The sequence below is a fragment of the Sphingomonas sp. genome (genome assembly GCF_036731925.1).
Classification (GTDB): Bacteria; Pseudomonadota; Alphaproteobacteria; order Sphingomonadales; family Sphingomonadaceae; genus Sphingomonas.
Genome location: NZ_DAINDJ010000002.1, coordinates 510837 through 530048 on the forward strand (window position 1 = coordinate 510837; position 19212 = coordinate 530048).

At 68.0% G+C, this 19212-nt stretch carries 22 protein-coding genes; 5 read left to right on the top strand and 17 right to left on the bottom strand.

Annotation, left to right across the window (positions count from 1 at the left end; genetic code table 11):
- Positions 1-70 precede the first annotated feature (70 nt).
- On the top strand, positions 71-502 hold the full coding sequence (locus V7E00_RS11910) for a hypothetical protein (protein WP_333572861.1): 432 nt from the start codon (positions 71-73) through the stop codon (positions 500-502).
- Here the strand turns inward: V7E00_RS11910 and V7E00_RS11915 are convergent.
- Both V7E00_RS11915 and V7E00_RS11920 read right to left on the bottom strand, forming a co-directional pair.
- Positions 499-1050, bottom strand: coding sequence for a PRC-barrel domain containing protein (locus tag V7E00_RS11915; protein WP_333572862.1), 552 nt, complete (start codon positions 1048-1050; stop codon positions 499-501). The genes V7E00_RS11910 and V7E00_RS11915 overlap by 4 nt on opposite strands.
- Positions 1051-1110: 60 nt before the next feature.
- Entirely contained in the window at positions 1111-1482 is a 372-nt protein-coding gene (locus V7E00_RS11920; protein ID WP_333572863.1) for a cupin domain-containing protein, read from the bottom strand.
- Between the two features lie 289 nt (positions 1483-1771).
- Between V7E00_RS11920 and V7E00_RS11925 the strand changes: the two genes are divergently transcribed.
- Positions 1772-2920, top strand: coding sequence for a zinc-dependent alcohol dehydrogenase (locus tag V7E00_RS11925; protein WP_333572864.1), 1149 nt, complete (start codon positions 1772-1774; stop codon positions 2918-2920).
- 13 nt (positions 2921-2933) lie between these two features.
- On the top strand, positions 2934-3467 hold the full coding sequence (locus tag V7E00_RS11930) for a hypothetical protein (RefSeq protein ID WP_333572865.1): 534 nt from the start codon (positions 2934-2936) through the stop codon (positions 3465-3467).
- 223 nt (positions 3468-3690) lie between these two features.
- On the opposite strand, the gene guaA is transcribed toward V7E00_RS11930, so the two are convergent.
- The 12 genes from guaA to V7E00_RS11990 all read right to left on the bottom strand — a co-directional run bounded on the left by guaA (position 3691) and on the right by V7E00_RS11990 (position 14674).
- Positions 3691-5250, bottom strand: a complete 1560-nt coding sequence (gene guaA, locus V7E00_RS11935; protein WP_333572866.1) for a glutamine-hydrolyzing GMP synthase — start codon at positions 5248-5250, stop codon at positions 3691-3693.
- A gap of 50 nt (positions 5251-5300) precedes the next feature.
- Entirely contained in the window at positions 5301-6002 is a 702-nt protein-coding gene (locus tag V7E00_RS11940; protein WP_333572867.1) for a YoaK family protein, read from the bottom strand.
- Positions 6003-6013: 11 nt separating this feature from the next.
- A complete protein-coding gene (locus V7E00_RS11945) occupies positions 6014-7309 on the bottom strand; it encodes an alginate export family protein (protein ID WP_333573855.1) in 1296 nt (431 codons plus the stop codon).
- A 196-nt stretch (positions 7310-7505) separates the two neighbouring features.
- The gene (locus tag V7E00_RS11950) at positions 7506-7931 is read right to left on the bottom strand and encodes a DoxX family protein (RefSeq protein ID WP_443019191.1); all 426 of its coding nucleotides are present in this window, start codon (positions 7929-7931) and stop codon (positions 7506-7508) included.
- Positions 7932-7933: 2 nt separating this feature from the next.
- Positions 7934-8821, bottom strand: coding sequence for a VOC family protein (locus V7E00_RS11955; RefSeq protein WP_333572869.1), 888 nt, complete (start codon positions 8819-8821; stop codon positions 7934-7936).
- A 26-nt stretch (positions 8822-8847) separates the two neighbouring features.
- Positions 8848-10701 carry an amidohydrolase gene (locus V7E00_RS11960; RefSeq protein ID WP_333572870.1) on the bottom strand — a complete coding sequence of 618 codons (1854 nt, stop codon included), beginning with the start codon at positions 10699-10701 and terminating at the stop codon, positions 8848-8850.
- Positions 10702-10790: 89 nt separating this feature from the next.
- Positions 10791-11039 carry a DUF1427 family protein gene (locus V7E00_RS11965; protein ID WP_333572871.1) on the bottom strand — a complete coding sequence of 83 codons (249 nt, stop codon included), beginning with the start codon at positions 11037-11039 and terminating at the stop codon, positions 10791-10793.
- Positions 11040-11065: 26 nt separating this feature from the next.
- The gene (locus V7E00_RS11970; protein WP_333572872.1) at positions 11066-11905 is read right to left on the bottom strand and encodes an alpha/beta fold hydrolase; all 840 of its coding nucleotides are present in this window, start codon (positions 11903-11905) and stop codon (positions 11066-11068) included.
- Between the two features lie 45 nt (positions 11906-11950).
- Positions 11951-12607 (bottom strand): hydrolase, encoded by a 657-nt coding sequence (locus V7E00_RS11975; RefSeq protein WP_333572873.1) that lies wholly within the window; start codon positions 12605-12607, stop codon positions 11951-11953.
- A gap of 241 nt (positions 12608-12848) precedes the next feature.
- Positions 12849-13511, bottom strand: coding sequence for a response regulator transcription factor (locus tag V7E00_RS11980; protein WP_333572874.1), 663 nt, complete (start codon positions 13509-13511; stop codon positions 12849-12851).
- A gap of 74 nt (positions 13512-13585) precedes the next feature.
- Positions 13586-14167, bottom strand: a complete 582-nt coding sequence (locus tag V7E00_RS11985; protein WP_333572875.1) for a M17 family peptidase N-terminal domain-containing protein — start codon at positions 14165-14167, stop codon at positions 13586-13588.
- Between the two features lie 54 nt (positions 14168-14221).
- Positions 14222-14674: an AraC family transcriptional regulator gene (locus tag V7E00_RS11990; protein ID WP_333572876.1), complete on the bottom strand. Its 453-nt coding sequence runs from the start codon at positions 14672-14674 to the stop codon at positions 14222-14224.
- A gap of 310 nt (positions 14675-14984) precedes the next feature.
- On the opposite strand from V7E00_RS11990, the gene V7E00_RS11995 reads away from it, so the two are divergent.
- Positions 14985-15956, top strand: coding sequence for a FecCD family ABC transporter permease (locus V7E00_RS11995; protein WP_333572877.1), 972 nt, complete (start codon positions 14985-14987; stop codon positions 15954-15956).
- Positions 15947-16729: an ABC transporter ATP-binding protein gene (locus V7E00_RS12000; RefSeq protein WP_333572878.1), complete on the top strand. Its 783-nt coding sequence runs from the start codon at positions 15947-15949 to the stop codon at positions 16727-16729. Before V7E00_RS11995 ends, V7E00_RS12000 begins: the two co-directional genes overlap by 10 nt.
- Positions 16730-16736: 7 nt before the next feature.
- Here the strand turns inward: V7E00_RS12000 and V7E00_RS12005 are convergent, their stop codons facing one another.
- Genes V7E00_RS12005 through V7E00_RS12015 form a run of 3 tightly spaced genes read right to left on the bottom strand, consistent with a single transcriptional unit; the run spans position 16737 to position 19137 of the window.
- Positions 16737-17531 carry a LysR family transcriptional regulator gene (locus tag V7E00_RS12005; RefSeq protein WP_333572879.1) on the bottom strand — a complete coding sequence of 265 codons (795 nt, stop codon included), beginning with the start codon at positions 17529-17531 and terminating at the stop codon, positions 16737-16739.
- Positions 17528-17932, bottom strand: a complete 405-nt coding sequence (apaG, locus tag V7E00_RS12010; protein ID WP_333572880.1) for a Co2+/Mg2+ efflux protein ApaG — start codon at positions 17930-17932, stop codon at positions 17528-17530. Before apaG ends, V7E00_RS12005 begins: the two co-directional genes overlap by 4 nt.
- On the bottom strand, positions 17929-19137 hold the full coding sequence (locus V7E00_RS12015; protein ID WP_333572881.1) for a trans-sulfuration enzyme family protein: 1209 nt from the start codon (positions 19135-19137) through the stop codon (positions 17929-17931). Before V7E00_RS12015 ends, apaG begins: the two co-directional genes overlap by 4 nt.
- Between the last annotated feature and the right edge of the window lie 75 nt (positions 19138-19212).

Sequence of the window (19212 nt, forward strand, 5' to 3'; positions counted from 1 at the left end):
CAGATCAATACGATACCGGGGATCTTACGATCCGAGTGGATGTTCTGGTTCCAACAGGAAGGAGGCGAGCATGTGGGCGCCCCAACCATTTTTCCAGAACGCGACGATCCTGCTCGCGACGCAGCAGAGCTTTTGCGCATCCTACCTTGCGCAGGCGCTCTCGATGTTCGGGCTGCGCACGGTGGGTCCTTTCGCCTCCGAGGCGGAACTGCACGCATGGGCGGATGCATTTCCCCAGCCGCCGGCGGCGATCGTCCTCGGCGCTGATTGGCTTCGGGAGAGGCAATCGCCCTTGCCGCCATCGCTGATGGAACGCAACATCCCCTACCTCCTCGTCGAGAACGCGCCTTGGCAAAGCCCGAGCGCCGGCCTGCAGCCCGCGTTTGTCTGGCCCTACGCCGCGTTCCAGATCGTCGAAGCGCTCCAGGATGCCGTCGCGCGATCGATGGGCCTGCTCGACGGCGCACCCGTCCCGCCGCAGCCGGGCCACGCGCCCGCCTAGGCGGGTTCGACGACAGGCAGCCTGGACAGCGCGGCGGGGTCCAGCGCGGTCAGCAGCGCGTTGTCGAGCACGCGGACGTCACGCCAGGCAAGCCGCCGCAGGGTCTCGCCGACGCCCGCAACACCGCCCTCCCGGATGACCAGGTGCGAAAGCTCGCCCCCGGAGCAGGCCAGCATCGCGTCCACCGCATAGGCGAGAACCGCGCCGTCGCGGCCCTTCACCGGCATCCCGTCGAGACCCGATGCAGCAAAGAGGTTCTCCCCTGGCTGCTCCCGGCTGATCGCCTGCTCGGTGTCGGCCGCGTCGCTGAAGCGGGCCCGACGCCCGAGCCAGCGCCAGATGCCGAACAGATCGACAAGCCCGAGGAAGATATTGCTCCACAGCAGCTGCGTCTGGTGGGTGGCGATCCCGACGACGATCCAGGCGCCGGCACCGACGGTGAACACGACGAAGCCCCAGCCGGTGACCCGCGCACCCAGATTGGATGCCGTCATCAGCGCTGCGATACAGGTGGCGGCAAGGGCCAGCCAACCGGCGATATCTGCCATCAATCGTCCTTCGTTCCTCGCATGGGCGCGGCGCGCCGCCGGGCGCGCCGCGAAACCGGGTCACGCCTCTTCGGCAGCCTCGGCTTCTTCCTTGGTCTTGTGGTGGATGCCCTCTTCCTCGGCCGGCGGCGAATAGACGGTGAACAGCTTCAGCGGCTCCTCGCCCTTGTTGATGATGTTGTGCTTGGCGCCCTTGGGAATGATGATCATGTGGTTCGGCGTCACCTTGGTGCGGCTGCCATCAACTACCGCCTGCCCCTCGCCCGCAACGAAGAAGGTGGTCTGGTCGGCATCGTGCGTCTCTTCGCCGATGTCCTCGCCGGGTTCGATGCTCATCAGAACGACCTGGCAATTCTCGTCATAATAGACTTCCTTCTGGAAATCCTTGTTCTTGTTCGCCAGCTCGATCATGTCCTTGTTGAATACGGCCACGCGGCATCTCCTTGCTTGGGTGGGCTGTCGGATCGGCCGAAGCACATGGCGCTGGCCGGACCGCGGGTCTCAACGACGCGGCCGGTCGAAGGGTCCGACAGAATGTCGCATTCGCGCCGCCAGGTCGGGCAAAGACGCTGCGCTAACGTGCATCAGTAGATGTGCCTCACTGCGCACCTTCTTCATTCTGCTGGCAATGTTGCACGGACAAACGGATTCGCGCCCACGCAACTCAATTTCGGAACTACTGCCGCGCATCGATGTTCGACTCTGCAACGGAGGAACGCGCATGCTGGCAATGGACTATCGCGGACCCTATCGCGTCCGCCTCTCCGAAAAGCCGATGCCCGAGATACAGCATCCCCGCGACGCGATCGTCCGGGTAACGCGCTCGTGCATCTGTGGCTCGGATCTTCATTTGTATCACGGCATGGTGCCGGACACGCGCGTGGGCATGACCTTCGGGCACGAGTTCTGCGGCATCGTCGAGGAAGTCGGCGCCGAGATCCAGAACCTCAAGCCGGGCGACCATGTCCTGGTGCCGTTCAACATTGCCTGCGGACACTGCCATTTCTGCCAGCAGGGGCTGTTCGGCAACTGCCACGAGTCCAATGCCCAGGCGACAGCGGTGGGCGGGATCTTCGGCTATTCGCATACCGCCGGCGGCTATGACGGCGGCCAGGCCGAATATGTCCGGGTGCCCTATGCCGATATCGGGCCGACGATCATCCCCGACTGGATGGATCCCGATGACGCCGTGCTGCTGACCGACGTGGTGCCCACCGGCTACCAGGCCGCCGAGATGGGCGGAATCCAGAAAGGCGACACGGTCGCGGTCTTCGGCGCGGGCCCCGTGGGCCTGATGGCCGCGCGCGCCGCCTGGCTGTTCGGCGCAGGCCGCGTGATCGTGTTCGACCATGTCGATTACCGGCTGGAGTTCGCCCGCACCTTCGGCCCCGCGGAGGTCTACAATTTCAAGGAGGTCGATGATATCGTCGTCTTCCTGAAGAAGACCACCGACGGGCTCGGAGTCGATGTCGCGATCGACGCGGTCGGCGGCGACGCCAAGGGCAATTTCCTGCAGACGCTGTTCGGCACGAAGCTGAAGCTCGAGGCGGGGTCCGCCATCGCGCTGCACTGGGCGATCAATTCGGTGAAGAAGGGCGGCGTGGTCTCGGTCGTCGGCGTCTATGGCCCCACCGGCAACATGGTGCCCATGGGCAACGTCGTGAACAAGGGCATCACGATCCGCGCCAACCAGGCGTCGGTGAAACGGTTGTTGCCGCGGCTGATCGAACATGTTCGCGCAGGCCATATCAATCCCAAGGCGATGATCACCCACAAGGTGCCGCTCGCCGACGTGGCGGACGCCTATCACCTGTTCGCAGGCAAGCTGGACGGATGCATCAAGCCCGTCCTGGTTCCCAATGGCGGCTGAGCAGGAGGCCCAGATGAACCTTCCCCAGAAGACCGATAGCCCGGCACTGGTCGATACGTCGGCAATCCCGGGCTGGGGCGTGGATGCCGATCCGCAGAACGACCCCACCTATCCGATGCGCGACCAGACGCAGGACCACGGGCTTACCCGCCGATGGGAAAGGCCGCCGATCCAGCATGCCGAGGTCGAGATCCTGCAGTCTATCGAACATGTCCGCCGTCCGGCGGTGGTCGGCACCTCGACGCCACCGAGCGGCGTGAGCGGCATCCTGCGTCGCGTCGCCTTCCGCTGGAGCGAGTCCAACTGGATCCACTGGCTGCTATTGCTGGGTGCGGACCGGATCAACGTCGTCGAAGGCGTGGTCGACGACCTGGCACACGCCCGGCTGCCGAACATCCCCGCCGAAATGGGGATCCGCGCCGAGCTCGCGCACAACAAGCGCGGCTTCGCCACCAAGGTCGCGGTCGTGGCCGGCATCGGCCTTACCATTGCCCTGCTTGCGAAGCGACGGTCCGGCGGCAAGATCGAGGACCGCTCGCGCAGCTGACGAGGACGGCGCGAGCGGAAACTGCTCGCCCGTCGATCTTCCGCCGCAGCAGGCGGTGGGGCCGGAAATCGAAGTGCGTTGATCCCGGTGCGTTGCATGGCTGCAGGTTCAAGGGCGCAGGGGCGATAATGCGCAAATGCGTACTCGCCGCTATTCGGCCCCGACTTCGCACTTGTCCATGCACGAACTCAACCTTGGCCGTACCGCCATGCCGGACCGGGGATCACTCCCACTCGATCGTGCCGGGCGGCTTGCTGGTATAGTCGTAGGTCACGCGGTTCACGCCGCGCACCTCGTTGACGATGCGGGTCGCGACGCGGGGCAGGAAGCCGCCGGGGAACTCGAACGCTTCGGCGGTCATGCCGTCGATCGACGTTACAGCGCGCAGCGCCAGCACGCTGTCATAGGTGCGGCCGTCGCCCATCACGCCCACGCTGCGCACCGGGGTGAGCACCGCGAACGCCTGCCAGATCGCGTCGTAGAGACCGGCGTTGCGGATCTCCTCGAGGTAGATCGCGTCAGCCTTGCGCAGGATGTCGCAGCGTGCCTTGGTGACTTCGCCCGGAATGCGGATCGCGAGGCCCGGCCCCGGAAACGGATGGCGGCCGACGAAGATCTCCGGCAGACCCAGCTCACGGCCGAGCGCGCGGACTTCGTCCTTGAACAGCTCGCGCAAGGGTTCGACGAGCTGCATGTTCATCCGCTCGGGAAGGCCGCCGACATTGTGGTGGCTCTTGATCGTCACCGACGGGCCGCCGGTGAAGCTGACGCTTTCGATCACGTCCGGATACAGCGTACCCTGCGCCAGGAAATCGGCGCCGCCGATCTTCTTCGCCTCGGCCTCGAACACGTCGATGAAGGTCTTGCCGATGAACTTGCGCTTCGCCTCGGGGTCGGTGACGCCGGCGAGGCCGCCCAAGAACAGGTCCTCCACGTTCACATGGACGAGCGGGATATGGTAATGCTCGCGGAACAGCGTGACGACCTGGTCGGCCTCGCCTGCCCGCATCAGGCCGTGGTCGACGAACACGCAGGTCAGCTGGTCGCCGATCGCCTCGTGGATCAGCACCGCGGCCACCGCGGAATCGACACCGCCCGACAGGCCGCAGATCACCTTGCCGTCGCCCACCTGCTGGCGGATCTCGGCGATCTTCGCGGCGCGGAACTCGGCCATGGTCCAGTCGCCCGACAGGCCGCAGACATGGCGCACGAAATTGGCCAGCAGCTTTGCGCCGTCCGGGGTGTGGACCACTTCCGGGTGGAACTGCATCGCGTAATAGCGGCGCTCGTCATTGGCGATCACCGCGTACGGCGCGCCGGGGCTGGCCGCGACCGGGCGGAAGCCCGGCGCGAGCGCCGCGACCTTGTCGCCGTGGCTCATCCAGACCTGGTGGCTCTCGCCGGTCTGCCACAGGCCGTCGAACAGCGCGCAGCCATCGGCGATCTCGATGAAGGCGCGGCCGAACTCGCCGCTGTCGCCCTGCACCACCTGGCCGCCCAGCTGGTGCATCATCACCTGCTCGCCATAGCAGATGCCCAGCACCGGAAGCCCGCTGTCGAAGATCACCTGCGGCACGCGCGGACTGCCTTCGTCGAGCACCGAGGCGGGGGATCCGGACAGGATCACGCCCTTGGGCTGCATCCGGGCAAAGGCCTCGGCAGCGGTGGTGAAGGGTGCGATTTCGGAATAGACCCCGGCTTCGCGAACGCGGCGCGCGATCAGCTGGGTCACCTGGCTGCCGAAATCGACGATCAGGATGGAGTCGGTGTGCTGGAGCGTCATGGCTGGCCGATAGGGAGCGCGCGGCGGGCTGTCAAAGGGGCATGACCCGATCAGGGCCGCAGCGGCTGGGCAGCGATGGGATGGCGAACGCAGGCGAGCGTGCCGACCAGCACGGTAAGCCCCGCCACCAGCAGCGGAATCGCCAGGCCGTACCGGTTGACCAGCAGTGCACCGACACAGGCGCCGATCAGAATCGCGGCTACCGCGGCAAGGCGGCGGCCGAGGTTCGGGTTGCGCCCCCCGGCGAAGTGCGAATCGGCGGCGATGCCGGTCAGAGTCAGCGTCAGGACAGTGGTGGTGAGGTCCGGCACCTTGAGCTGGCGGATGGTGGCGTTGCGAAAGCCCATCGCGATCGCGGTGAGGGCGATGATCGCGAAGACGCAGGTTTCGGGCAGGATGCCCATGGCGCCGGCCCAGGCGGCGATGCCGGCCGCGATGCCGAACAGCACCGCCTCCGTCCCCGCCGCAAGCACCAGCCATCGCCGCAGCGGCTGGCCGGCGAGGTGCGTTCCCACCTTGCCGGCCATCAGCGCGCCGACGAGGAAGGACGCAAGCGCGACCAGATAGGGCGCAATGGTGAAGCCGGGTGTGCCCGCAGCGGCAAAGCCGAGGAACACGATATTGCCCGTCATGTTCGCGGTGAACACCTTGCCCAGCCCGAGCACGCTCACCGCGTCGACAAGGCCGGTGGTGACCGAAAGCAGCAGGAGCAGCGGCGGGAGCGGGGAGCTGGAAGTCTTGGGGTCGGGCATGGCGTGGGTCCTCAGAACCGGAAATTGCTTTCGAGGCCGATCATCCGGATCGGTTGGGGAGCACCGCTCTCGTGCAGGAAGCGGCCGGCCTCGAAGAAGGAAAGCGAAGCGGAAAGCTCGAGTTCGGCGGTGGCCTGCCAGGCGACCGCGCCTTCGATCTGCTTGCCGATGAAGCGGGCGGTGCTGGTGCCGGGCGCGCGAAGCAGATTGCCCGGAATGTCGTACACGCCGTCCGCCGTCGCATAGTGCCAATAGGCGCTGCCGGCGATGCTGGCGGAAACGCCGCCGCCCAGCGTGCCGGCGATGCGGGGGTTGAGGTTGATCAGGTTGTAGGGGCCGACCGGCGACAGCTCGCCGAAATACTTGCCCTTGGGGAACAGCGCGTTGAACGTGCCGAGCCGGCGGTCGCCGGGATGCCGGTCGCCGCTGATCACGTTGAAGCGGAGCACCGCATCGGGTGCGAAGGGCAAGTTCGGCAGCGTGCGGCCCAGTTCGGTGCCAAGCGTCCAGGCGGAAATCGGCCCGTCGGCGAAGCGGCCGAACTGGGCGACGCCTTCGACGTTCCAGTGCCAGTGGTTGCGGGTGCCATGGACCCGCCCCCCGAAGCTGTGCCGCAGTTCCCGGCCGGTGCGGTCGCCGAACTGCGCGGTGCGGTTGCGATAGCCGAGATAATAGAGGTCGAGCCCCGGCAGCACCGCATAGGCGCCCCAGAGCGTCTTGGTCGGCGAGGTGCGGTCGTCGAAGGTGCCGAGCCGCGGCGCCACCGGCGCGACGGCGAACAGGCTGATCTTCGCTTGGCCGACCGCCACGATCCCGCGCACGCCATCAAAGGCGAGCGGGACATTGGGGCCATAGCGGGTGCCGATCAGCCGCTCGGTGCCGAGCGACAGCATCTGCCGGCCGCCGCGCAGCGTGAGTGCGCCGAGGTCGAGTTCGGCGAAGCCTTGCAGCAGATCGGTGCGGGTCTGGTCGACCGGGCCGGCTGCGGGGCGTACTCCGGCGGCATAGGCCAGGATCGGCTGGGCAAAGGCGCGGACGCGGCCGACATGGAGATCGGCATAGGGCAGCACGCGGGTCCAGAGATAGGCGTCGTCGGGCGAGGCCGCGTTGCCCAGCGCGTTGTTGGCGAAGGATTCGCTGCGCAGCCGGACTTCGATGCCGGTGGAGAGCCAGGCATCGCCGCCGAGCGGGATGTACTTGAACGGGCCGGTCCAATGGTGGGCGCGCTTCTCGGCGTCGGCGAGGTCGGACCAGTCCTCGTCGTAGCGGGTGATGCTGAGCGTGGGCGCCTGCCAGGGTTCGTGGATGGGAGAGACTTGTGCTGAATCCGCAGTCGGCGCTCCCCTCCCGCTTGCGGGAGGGGTCGGGGAAGGGCCTGATGTGGTAGAAGCGCTGTGCGGTTCCAGCCCCTCCCCTAGCCCCTCCCGCAAGCGGGAGGGGAACGCTAGCAGAGACGTCTGGTCCTGCGCGGCGGGCACCACTAGCACCACCGCCGCGGCGAGGCTAGCCACGCCGCTTGGCCTGCTCCGCCACCAGCGCCGCGAGGACGAAGCCGCCGATCAGGCCGAGATGCTCGAAGAACGCGTTGGTCGCGCCGAACCGCTCCGGGCCGGGCGGCATCGTCCAGAAGGCGTTGGCGGTAAAGGCGGCGAGCAGGGTGAACACCCCCAGCATCCCCGCCCCCAGCCAGATCCAGCGCCCGGTGAGGATCAGCACGGGTCCGACCAGCTCCACGACGATGGTCAGCGCCGCCCAGAGCGCCGGCGGCTGCATGCCGAAATGCGCCTGCTCGGCCACTGCGCCCGCCCAGTCGGTGAGCTTCACCAGCCCGCCGAGCAGATAGGCGCCGATCAGCAGCAGCCGGGCGAGGAACCAGGTCGGCCGCCAGCCGAGAATGGCATCGACGAAGCGCGGGTCGGAATGCTGCACCGTCACTTGCCCGCGGGACTGTGGATCTCGGCGATATAGCCGCCGGGGAAGCGCACGATCGCGGCGCGCCCGCCCGCTGCGGCATAGGGCTGCACCAGCGTCTCGACGCCTGCCGTCTTGGCCTTGGCGAGCGTGGCGTCGAGATCCGGCACGCCGTAACCGGTCGTGTCGCGGCCATAGGGCCAGGGCAGCAGGCCGTCGGTGACGAACACCACCATCTTGCCATAGCCGCTGGCAATCGAGATCCGGCGGATCGTCTTTCCGGGCTCGCCCACCTCGGCGCCGGGCGCGGCGCGATCATCGGCAGTGACCTTGGCCTTGGCATAGCCGACCCAGCTCTTCACGAAGCGATTGGCAACGTCTGCGGTCAGGTAGATGCGGTTCTCCGGTACGGTCTCCAGCGGCGCGTAGCTGGGCTTGGCGGTGTGCCAGTAGAGCTGCATGTTCACCCCACCCGGCCACTGGATCAGCGAATCTCGGCCGATCGGATCGGGGAAGGTCACCAGCCGGCGGACCGCTCCGTGCTGCACCGCCGAAGTTACCGCGGCGTCGAGATCGGTCACCAGATAGCCGGTGCGCTCGTCGCCGAACGGAAACGGAATGGGTGTCTTGAACCCAAACACCGAGACCGTCCCGGCAGGGGTCAGCACCAGCTGCGATTTGGTGAGGCTGGTGGTGGGGGTCACCTGGAAGACGCCCTGCTTGCTGGTCGTCCCGCCAAACGTGCCCACGAAGCTGGTGACGAAGCTGTCGAACTGATCCTCGGGGACGTAGACGTGCGTCGTGTCATATTGCGGGCCGACCGAATAGTCGGCGCCCGCCGCCTGCTGCTGGGCGAGCGCGGGTGTGGCGAGGATAAGCGCGGAAGCGACTAGGACGGAAAAGCGCATGGTTGGCTCCTGACAAGGGAAGAGGTTCAAACCGCCCAGCAGCCGCAGCCGAACGCGCCCCAGAAGCTCTGGACGTCGGCGGCCGGTACCTGCGCGCCAAGTGCGGCCGCATGGTCGTGGCCGTGGACCGAACAGCTGCTGTGACAGGCGCAGGCGGAGGCGAGCTGGGCGCGAGTCTCGGGCGACTGGTGATAACCGCCGAAGGTCGCGACCGGCGACCAGTCCGGCATCGGCCGGGGCAGCGCGGGCGCGAGCGGGGCGTAGTCGCCGTCGCCATGCACCACCGCACCGCCGAGCAGCGTCAGCACCGAGCGGATATGGACGATCTGATCCTCGGGCACTGCGAAGTAATCGGCCGAGAGCACCGCGAGATCGGCAAGCTGGCCGGCCTTGATCTGACCTTTCTTGCCGACCTCGTTCGAGAACCAGGTGTTCTCGTGCGTCCACATGCGCAAAGCCTTTTCGCGGCTGACCCGGTTGGCGCCGGGATAGAGCTTCAGCCCGCCCACCGTCCGGCCGGTCAAAAGCCAGCTGAGCGACACCCAGGGATTATAGCTCGCCACCCGCGTCGCATCGGTGCCTGCGCCCACCGGAATGCCGGCAGCGAGCATCTTCGCGATCGGCGGGGTGCGCTCGGCCGCTTTCGTCCCGTAGCGCTCGACGAAATATTCGCCCTGATAGGCCATGCGGTGCTGCACGGCGATGCCGCCGCCCAGCGCCGCGATGCGATCGATGTTGCGGTCGCTGATCGTCTCGGCATGGTCGAAGAACCAGTGGATGCCGGTCAGCGGGATGTCGCGGTGGACCTTCTCGTACACGTCGAGCGCGCGGCCGATCGTCTCGTCATAGGTGGCGTGGAGACGCCACGGCCAGCGATGCTCCGCGAGCAGCCGGATCACCGGCTCCAGATCGCCTTCCATGGTCGGCGGCATGTCCGGGCGGGCGACGCGGAAATCCTCGAAGTCTGCGGCGGAATAGACCAGCATCTCGCCTGCGCCGTTGTGGCGATAGCTGTCGTCGCCCTGGCCCGGCTTCACCTGCTTCACCCAGCCTGCGAAATCGGCCAGCTCTTCCTTGGGCTTCTGCGTGAACAGGTTGTAGCTGATCCGCACGGTCAGCTGGCCGTCGGCATGCAGCTTCTCGATGATCGCATAGTCATCGGGATAGTTCTGGAAGCCGCCGCCCGCGTCGATCACGCCGGTGACACCCAGGCCGTTCACTTCGCGCATGAAGTGGCGGGTGGAATTGATCTGATAGTCCTCCGGCAGCTTCGGCCCCTTGGCGAGCGTCGAATAGAGGATCGTCGCGTTGGGCTGGGCGAGCAGCAGGCCGGTGGGGTTGCCGGCGGCATCGCGGACGATCTCGCCGCCCGGCGGGTTCGGCGTGTCCTTGGTATAGCCCACCACCCGAAGTGCTGCAGCATTGAGCAGCGCGCGATCATAGAGGTGGAGGATGAAGACGGGCGTATCCGGCGCGACCGCGTTGAGCTCGTCGATCGTCGGCAGCCGCTTCTCGGCGAACTGGTGCTCGGTGAAGCCACCGACCACGCGCACCCATTGCGGCGCGGGCGTATTGTCGACCTGACGCTTGAGCATCGCCATCGCATCGGCAAGACTGGGCACGCCGTCCCAGCGCAGCTCCATGTTATAGTTCAGGCCGCCACGGATGATGTGCATGTGGCTGTCGATCAGCCCCGGGATCACCCGGCGGCGATGCGCGTCGATCACCTGCGCGTCCGGCGCGGCAGCGGCGCGGACCTCGGCCTCGCTGCCCACCGCGAGAAACTTGCCGTCGCGGATCGCGATCGCCTCGGCCACCGGGTTTTCCCGGTCGAGCGTCGTCACCTGTGCGTTGACGAGGATCAGGTCGGTGGCGGGCATGCTGGCATTCCTTGCGAAGAGAGGCGTAGGCAGCAGCGCGCCGGCGGCGGTGGCGCCCGCGGCTGCGAGGGTCTGGCGGCGGGTGAGGCTCATGCCTGGTCGTCGCGCTTCTTGACCGGCGCGCCGAGCACCTGCTCGGCGCAGTCCGTGCGGAGGTACGCCACCACATCGCGCCCGGCGAAGAGGCGCTTCGCCACCGGCACCGCCTGCTCGCCCAGCAACATGCCGAGCAGGCCGATCAGGGCGATCGTGGGCGGCGCCGGCGACTTCACGCCGAGGAGGCTGTAGATCACCCCGACCAGCAGACCGACGGCGAGCGAGATCAGATAGGGCTTCATCTGCAGATCCTCCCCGGCGTGCCGGATCAGCCGCGCACGAAGGCGAGGATGTCGGCGTTCAGCACGTCGGCATGCGTGGTCAGCAGCCCGTGGGGCATGCCCGGATAGATCTTCAGCGTGGGGTTCGGCAGCAGCTTGGCCTGCAGCTCGGCGCCCTGATGGTACGGCACCACCTGGTCGTCATCGCCCGCCAGCACCAGCGTCGGCACCGTCATGGCCTGAAGATCGGCAGTCTGATCGGTTTCCGAGAAGGCCTTGATGCCGTCGACATGCGCCTTGGCGCTGCCCATCATGCCCTGGCGCCACCAATTGTCGATCACGCCCGGATAGACCGTCGCGCCGTCGCGGTTGAAGCCGTAGAAGGGCCCCGCGGCAACGTCGCGGAAGAACTGCGCGCGGTTCTCCGCGGTGCCCTTGCGGAAGCCGTCGAACACCTCCAGCGGCAGCCCGTTCGGATAGGCTTCGGTCTTCGCCATGATCGGGGGCACGGCCGCGACCAGCACCGCCTTGGCGACGCGGCCCTGCGGGATGCCGTGCTGGGCCACATAGCGCGCGACTTCGCCGCCGCCGGTCGAATGGCCGATGTGCACGGCGTTGCGCAGGTCGAGATGCTCGACAACGGCAGCCGCATCGGCGGCATAATGGTCCATGTCGTGGCCGTCGCTCACCTGCTCCGAGCGGCCATGGCCGCGGCGGTCATGCGCGACGACGCGGAAACCCTGCGCCAGGAAGAACATCAGCTGCGCGTCCCAGTCGTCCGACGAGAGCGGCCAGCCATGGTGGAACATGATCGGCTGGGCATCCTTGGGCCCCCAATCCTTGAAGAAGATCGAGACGCCGTCCTTGGTGGTCACGGTGGAGGTCATGGGAGCATTCCTTGTCGTTGGGGGGCAGGAAACCGGGTGTGGGGATCAATGGCCTTCGGAGGCGCCGAACATCGTTTTCGCGTAGGTGACGCCCAGGCCGTAAGCCCCGCCCCACTGCTTCGCGATGCCGGTGGTCGAATCGTAGGTTTCGGCCCGCGCCCAGTCGCGCTGCAGCTCGAGCAGATACTGGAGCGACGTCATCGGCACCGCGCCCAGCTGGATCATCCGCTCAACCGCGCGCTCGTGCGCCTCGGCGGAGATGTCCCCGCAGGCATCGGCGATGAAATAGGCCTCGAAGCCCTGGTCGATCGCCGAAGCGACGGGGCCGACAATGCAGACGCTGGTCCAGAGCCCTGCAAACACGATCCGCGGCTTGGCGATGCGATTGACCTCCTCGATCACCGCACCATCTTCCCAGGTGTTCATCGAGGTACGGTCGAGCAGCTTCTGGCCCGGAAATGCATCGGTCACTTCGCTGAACATCGGGCCGGAGAAGCTCTTCTCTGCGACCGTGGTGAGGATCGTCGGCACGTCGAACGAGGCGGCGGCGCGGCTGATCAGCGCGGCATTGTTGCGCAGGTTCGTCGCATCGATCGACTTGGTGGCGAACGCCATCTGCGACTGGAAGTCGATGAGGACGAGCGCGTGGTTGGTCGGCGAGACCAGCGACTTGCCCGGCGTGGCGGTGGCGGTGAGGGTCATGGTGCGGCTCCTGTTGCTGCCGGCGTCCGGCGTCGATGGGGGCAGAATAGCCGGCGCGAATTTTCCGAAAACTCGGATAAATTTACGCGTACCGTTCCATTCTTTCGAACAGTTCGGCGGTTCCGACGCGCGCATGCATCGCGCACGCACGGCAGCGAACCGCCGCCGTCCTCCCTAGGGACCTCCGCCAGACAGGTATTGGACGGGTTTGATGCGATCGGGCGGTGCCGCGCCCGTGCGATCAGAGCTCGATCAGCCCGCGCTTGGCGGCAATCGTCACCGCATGGGTGCGGTCGCTGGCGCCGAGCTTGGCGAACAAGGCCTTCATATGCCCCTTCACCGTCTCCTCGGACAATGCGAGCCGGGCGGCGATCTGCTTGTTCGAATTGCCCCAGGCGGCAAGCGTCAGCACCGAGACTTCGCGCTCGGTCAGGTCCTCGTCGAGCACGTGTAGCGCGATCGCGGTCGCGACGCTGGCGTCGAGATGCTTGCCGCCGTGATGAACCGAGCGGATCGCCTCGAGCAGCTGGTTGCGCAGGCTGGCCTTGAGCAGATAGCCCATCGCGCCCGCGCGCAGCGCCTTGATCGCGCGGCCGTCGCCCGAATAGGTGGTCAGCACGATGATCCGGGCGTCGGGCGAAGCCTTGCGGATCGCGGTGATCGCATCGAGGCCGGACATGTCGGCCATCTGCAGGTCCATCAGCACCAGATCGGGCTGGAGCCGGGCGAACTCCCGGATCGCCTCGCCGCCGCCGCTCGCTTCCCCGACGATCTCCATGTCGTCCTGGGTGGAGACGACCGCGCGAACCCCTTCGCGCAGCAGCATGTGGTCGTCGACCAGCAGGATGCGGATCGGCGCCGTGCCGCGTGCCGGCACACGCCCGCTGGAAACCCTGGTCAACATGGCAAGCGTATCAACTCCCCTGAGAAACGCACTCTAGCATGGCTGCATGGCGGCCGCCACGGCTTGCCCGTCCTTCAGGGCCAGACGGCCAGCGCGTCGCGAAGCGCCGCCGTCGTGCGCGCAGCGGCACCGTTTCGAATATTGAAGGTCCATGCCATGGCCGCGGCCTGCTGCTCCTGCGCATCGATCGCAGCGAGGGCACCGCGCATCATTGCCGTGGCGCTCGGCGCCACCAGCGGCGGGGGCAGATCGCATTCGGACCAGCCGAGCAGGCATCCCACCGATGCCGCGCCGATCCGCAATGCGGCCTGCATCGCGAGGCCGGTCAGCGCGCCTGCCGCCTCGGGATCGCCGGTGAGGGAAGCACCCATGCCGATCAGCATCAACGTCGCCGCCCGAATGGGCGCGGGCGGGCGGGTGAGCATCAGCGTCTCCCCGAAGCCGCCCGTGAAGATGCCGCCTTCGCGCAAGCGGGAGAGCGTGCCGTGGAGCGCGTGGTCGATGGCATCCGCGCCGCCGCGGTGCGCACCGGCGACGTCCTTCTCCAGCATGCCGACCACGAGCAGGTCGTCCGCCGCCCGCAGCACGTCGATCTGCGCCACGGCGAAGGACACGCCGCGCCACGCGCCGATCGGCAGCGACCCCCTATTGCTCATATCCGGCGCGCAGCTCCTTGCTCCTCAGGCGTGTCTCGAACGTCGGTGCCGCGATCAGTCCGCCTGCTGCCACGTGCGCCGCCAGCTGTTCGGCGTGGTGCCCAGCAGGCGGCGGAACAGCCGGGTCAGATGCGCCTGATCGCTCAGCCCGCAGGCGCAGGCGATCTGCGACAGGGTGTCGCGCGTCTCGCGCATCAGCAGCTGTGCCCGGCGGATCCGCTGGCGGATGACATAGGCATGCGGCGTCTCCCCCGTGCTCGTCTTGAAAGCGCGGCAGAAATGGCCGGTGCTCAGCTGGGCGACCTCCGCCAGCGTGGACGTGAAGATCGGGCCGTGAAGACAGGTGTCGACATGCTCCGCGACACGGCGGAGCTGCCAGCCGGCCAGGCCGCCCCTGGCCAGGCGGCCCGACAGCATGGGGCCGTCGGGCAACAGGTCCGGCGGGCCGGCGGCGTCCGGCGCGGGGCGCAGGCCGGAATGCCGTTCCCGATGGCGGCACGTGTGCATTGGGTGCTCGTCCGGCGAGTGCATCGCCCCGGCGAGCAACGCCGAGAGGTTTGGACCGCAGCTCGCCTGAGCCCCTGCAGCAACATCGATCAACGCCTGGTGGTACATGGTTCCATCCCGTCTTGCCGGGTGGAGTGTCGCGCAGGCGACGGCGCAGCGGAATCGAACCTCCGCACCATCGGACACGGCTTTGATGTGGGAAGACTAAACCAAGGTGTGGGTGGCCAGAACCCTCCGGGCGTCTGCGCACCCGGTGCCGACGGCCAAGGTTTCGGTAGGCGAACGCCGCCGGGATGCTATGGCGCAAGGCATGCACCGGCTTGCCCTCACCCTTGGCCTCGCGCTGCTTGTCGCCTTCCTGTTCGCCGGCTCGCTGGTGGCAGGCAAGTTCTGGGTGCCCCTGTCCGCCTGGTTCAGCCACGATCCGCGCTGGTGGATCATCGTCGAACTGCGTCTGCCGCGCGCGATCCTGGGGCTTGCGATCGGCGCCGCTTTGGGCCTGTCCGGCGCGGCGTTGCAGGGGTTTCTGCGCAATCCGCTCGCTGACCCGGCCGTGGTGGGGGTGTCTTCCAGCGCGGCACTGGGCGCGGTCGGCGCCATCGTGCTGCTGGGGAGCAGCGCGCCGCTGGTGCTGTTCGGCTGCGCGATGGCAGCGGCCTGCGGATCGATGCTGCTGCTTGCGGGTCTCGCCTGGCGCGCGGAAAGCGCCGTCGCCTTCATCCTCGCCGGCACGGTGCTCGCCAGCCTCGGGGCGGCGCTCACCAGCTTCCTGATCTCGATCGCGCCCAATCCTTATGCCACCGCCGAGATCCTCGACTGGATCATGGGGGCGCTCACCGATCGCAGCTATGCCGAGGTTCAGCTGGCGCTGCCCTTCATCGCCGTCGGGTGTGCGCTGCTGCTGTTCACCGGCCGTGCGCTCGATGCGCTGACACTGGGGGAAGCAGCGGCCCGGTCCATGGGCGTGCGGCTGGAGCGGGCGCAGCTGCTGATCGTGCTCGGCACCGGGCTGGCGGTGGGTGCCAGCGTTGCGGTCACCGGCATCGTCGGGTTCGTCGGGCTGATCGTGCCGCACCTGCTGCGCCCGCTCACCGGCGCGCGACCATCGGCGCTGCTGGTGCCGAGCGCGTTGGGCGGCGCCGCGCTGCTCCTGGCGGCGGACAGCCTGGTGCGCCTGTCGCCCGGCCCCAGCGAGGTACGCCTGGGCGTTGCGATGGCGCTGCTCGGCACCCCCTTCTTCTTCGTGCTGCTCCTCAAGCTCCGGCGGTCGACATGGAACTGAGCGTCTCCGATCTCGCGGTCAGCCTCGGCAAGCGCCGGGTGCTGCACGGCCTTGACGCCGTCCTGCGGCCGGGGCGGGTCACGGCGATCCTCGGCCCCAACGGGTCCGGCAAGTCGACGCTGGTGCGTACGCTTGCCGGTTTGCTGGATCCCGACGCGGGTCAGGTGAAGCTCGGCGGCAAGCTGCTCGCCCGCCTCGATCCGCGCGAACGCGCGCGCCGCATCGGCTATCTTCCCCAGGACGCCACGGTGCATTGGGACCTGCGAGTGGCGGAGCTGGTCGCGCTTGGCCGCGCGCCGCACCGCACGCCCTTCGCCGGGCTTTCCGCCGCCGACCATGCGGCGATCGACGCGGCGATCGAGGCCACCGCCGTCCGCCCGCTGACCGATCGCCGCGTCACACAGCTGTCGGGCGGCGAGCGCGCGCGGGTGCTGCTGGCGCGCGTTCTGGCCGGGGAGCCGCAATGGCTGCTGGCGGACGAGCCGCTGGCAAGCCTTGATCCGGTACACCAGCTCGACCTGCTCGAACGGCTGCGTGCGCTTGCCGCCGGCGGGATGGGCGTGGTGATCGTGCTGCACGATCTCCTCCAGGCCGCGCGTGCTGCCGACGATGTGCTGCTGCTTCGCGATGGCCGCGTCGTGGCGTTCGGTCCCGCGGAAGCCGCGCTTGCGCATCAGCCGCTGCGCGAGGCATTCGGCGTGGAAGTGATGGTGATCGGCGACGATCAGGGCCGGCTGCTGCCGGTACCGATCGGGCGGGTGAAGAGCGCCTAGTTACTAGCTAGCTGCCCAGCACCTCGACCAGCGTCTGCACCTTCTTCTGGCGCCACTGCGGCAGCGGCGCCACCAGCCAGTAGCCGAGCCGCGAGGCCTTGGGTTCGCCGATTACGGCGACCCGGCCGGCTTCGATATCGGCGCGGGCCAGCAGCTCGGGCACGGTTGCCCGCCCCAGCCCCTGCGCCGCCGCGTCGATCGCAAGGCCCGCATCGGCCACGCGGACCAGCGACCCTGCATCCTCGGCCATGCAGCCTGGCCACGAGATCCGCACGTCGATTCCGCCGCCGCCCGGACGCTCGACAGTGACCATCCCGTCGCTTTCCAGCGCCTCGCCCTCATGCTCGCCGGGGCCTTCGCCCCAGCGGATGGCGAGGTCGAGATTGGCCTCGGTGAAATCGAGTGCGTCGTCGGCCGGCACCAGCACGAAGCGCAGGTCCGGGTCCGCATGGGCGATCCCGGAGAGGCGCGGCATCAGCCACTTGGCGGTCAGGTCGCGCGGCGCGGCGATGGTCAGCGACTTGGAGGACTGCCCCGCCTGCATCGCCCGCACCGCTTCCTCGAACTGGAGGAAGCCGCTGCGCAGCGCGGTGAGGCCGCTTTCCGCCTCCGGGGTCAGCTCCAGCCCCTTGGTGGTGCGGCGGAACAGCACCACGCCCAGCGTATCCTCCAGCGCGCGGATCTGCTGGCCGACGGCCGCCGGCGTCACCGCCAGCTCGTCCGCCGCACGGGTGAAGGAGAGATGGCGTGCGGCTGCGTCCAGCACGCGCATGCCGTTCAGCGGAAGATGGGTGCGCTTCACTGCTCGCCCGCCACCGCCGGCGCGATCAGGGCAAATCGCGGGATGGACACGTCGAAGGCGGAGCCGTCCTCGGCGATCATGTGGTAGCTCCCCTGCATCGCGCCCGTCGGCGTCGAGAGCGGGCAGCCCGAGACATAGTCGAAACTCGCGCCCGGCGCGATCATCGGCTGCTCGCCGACGACACCCTCGCCTTCCACCGTATGGCGCAGGCCGCGGCCGTCGGTAATGATCCAGTGCCGGGTGAGCAGCTGGACCGCCACCGGGCCTTCGTTCTCAATGCGGATATGATAGGCCCAGAACCAGCGGCCGCGATGCGGCTCCGACTGTTCGGGCAGATACGACACCGACACGCGGACGACCACGCCGCGCGTCGTCGCCTCGTCGGTGAAGAGCGCCTTCACAGCCCGGCGCCTCGCAGCGCCTGGTCGAGATCCGCGATCAGGTCGTCGGCGTCTTCCAGGCCGACATTGATGCGAATCATCCCTTCGGTGATGCCCATCTCCAGCCGCTTCTCCTCGGCCAGGCCCGAATGGGTGGTGGAGGACGGGTGCGTCATCAGCGAGCGCGAATCGCCGATATTGTTGGAGATGTCGATCAGCTCCAGCCCGTCGAGCAGGGCATGCGCCTGGGCGCGGCCACCATCCACCTCGAAGCTGAAGATCGGGCCACCGGCGGCCATCTGGCGCATGAAAAGGGCATGCTGCGGATGGCTGGGCAGCGCCGGGAAGTTCACCCGCGGCACCCGCTGCTCCAGGAAGCTGCCGACCTTGAGTGCATTCTCGCTCTGGCGGCGGATCCGCAGGTCGAGGGTCTCGATTCCCTTCAGCACCACCCAGGCGTTGAACGCGCTGAGCGTCGGCCCCGTGTTGCGGGTGAACGGCAGCAGCGTGTTGGTGATGAAATCCTCGGAGCCGCACACCGCTCCGGCGAGCACGCGGCCCTGCCCGTCCATCATCTTGGTGGCGGAATAGGCGACCACGTCCGCGCCGAACTCCATCGGGCGCTGGAGGGCCGGCGTGGCGAAGGCGTTGTCGACGACGGTGACGATACCATGCCGCTTCGCGATCGCGCAGACCGCCTCCAGGTCCACCACGTCCATTGTCGGGTTGGCCGGGGTCTCGAAGAAGAAGAGCTTGGTGTTCGGGCGGATCGCGTCCTCGAACTGCTGCGGATCGCGCGCGTCGATCGTCGTCGTCGTGACGCCAAAGCGCGGCAGCAGGCTGTCGGTCAGCCAGCGGCACGAACCGAAGGCGGCGCGGCCCTGGACGATGTGGTCGCCCTGGCTCACCTGGCAGAGGAGCGCCGCGGTCATCGCCGCCATGCCGGTCGCCATGGTGCGGCACGCCTCGGCGCCTTCGAGCAGGGCGATGCGCTGCTCGAGCATCTCCACCGTCGGGTTCTGGAGACGCGAATAGGTCATGCCCGACTGTTCGCCGGCGAACCGCGCGGCGGCATCGCCCGCGCAATCATAGGCATAGCCCGAGGTGAGGAACAGCGCCTCGCTCGTCTCGCCGAACTCGGAACGCGCGGTGCCGCCGCGCACCGCCTGAGTCGCGGGCTTCCACTTACGGGTGACGCTGGGATCCTGTCCGGTACGACGCTTCATGGCCGCTGCTTTGCGGCGCTTGGGGGCGCGGCGTCAACCTCTAGGCGCGGCGATCGGGCCTCCCGTACGGGGCAG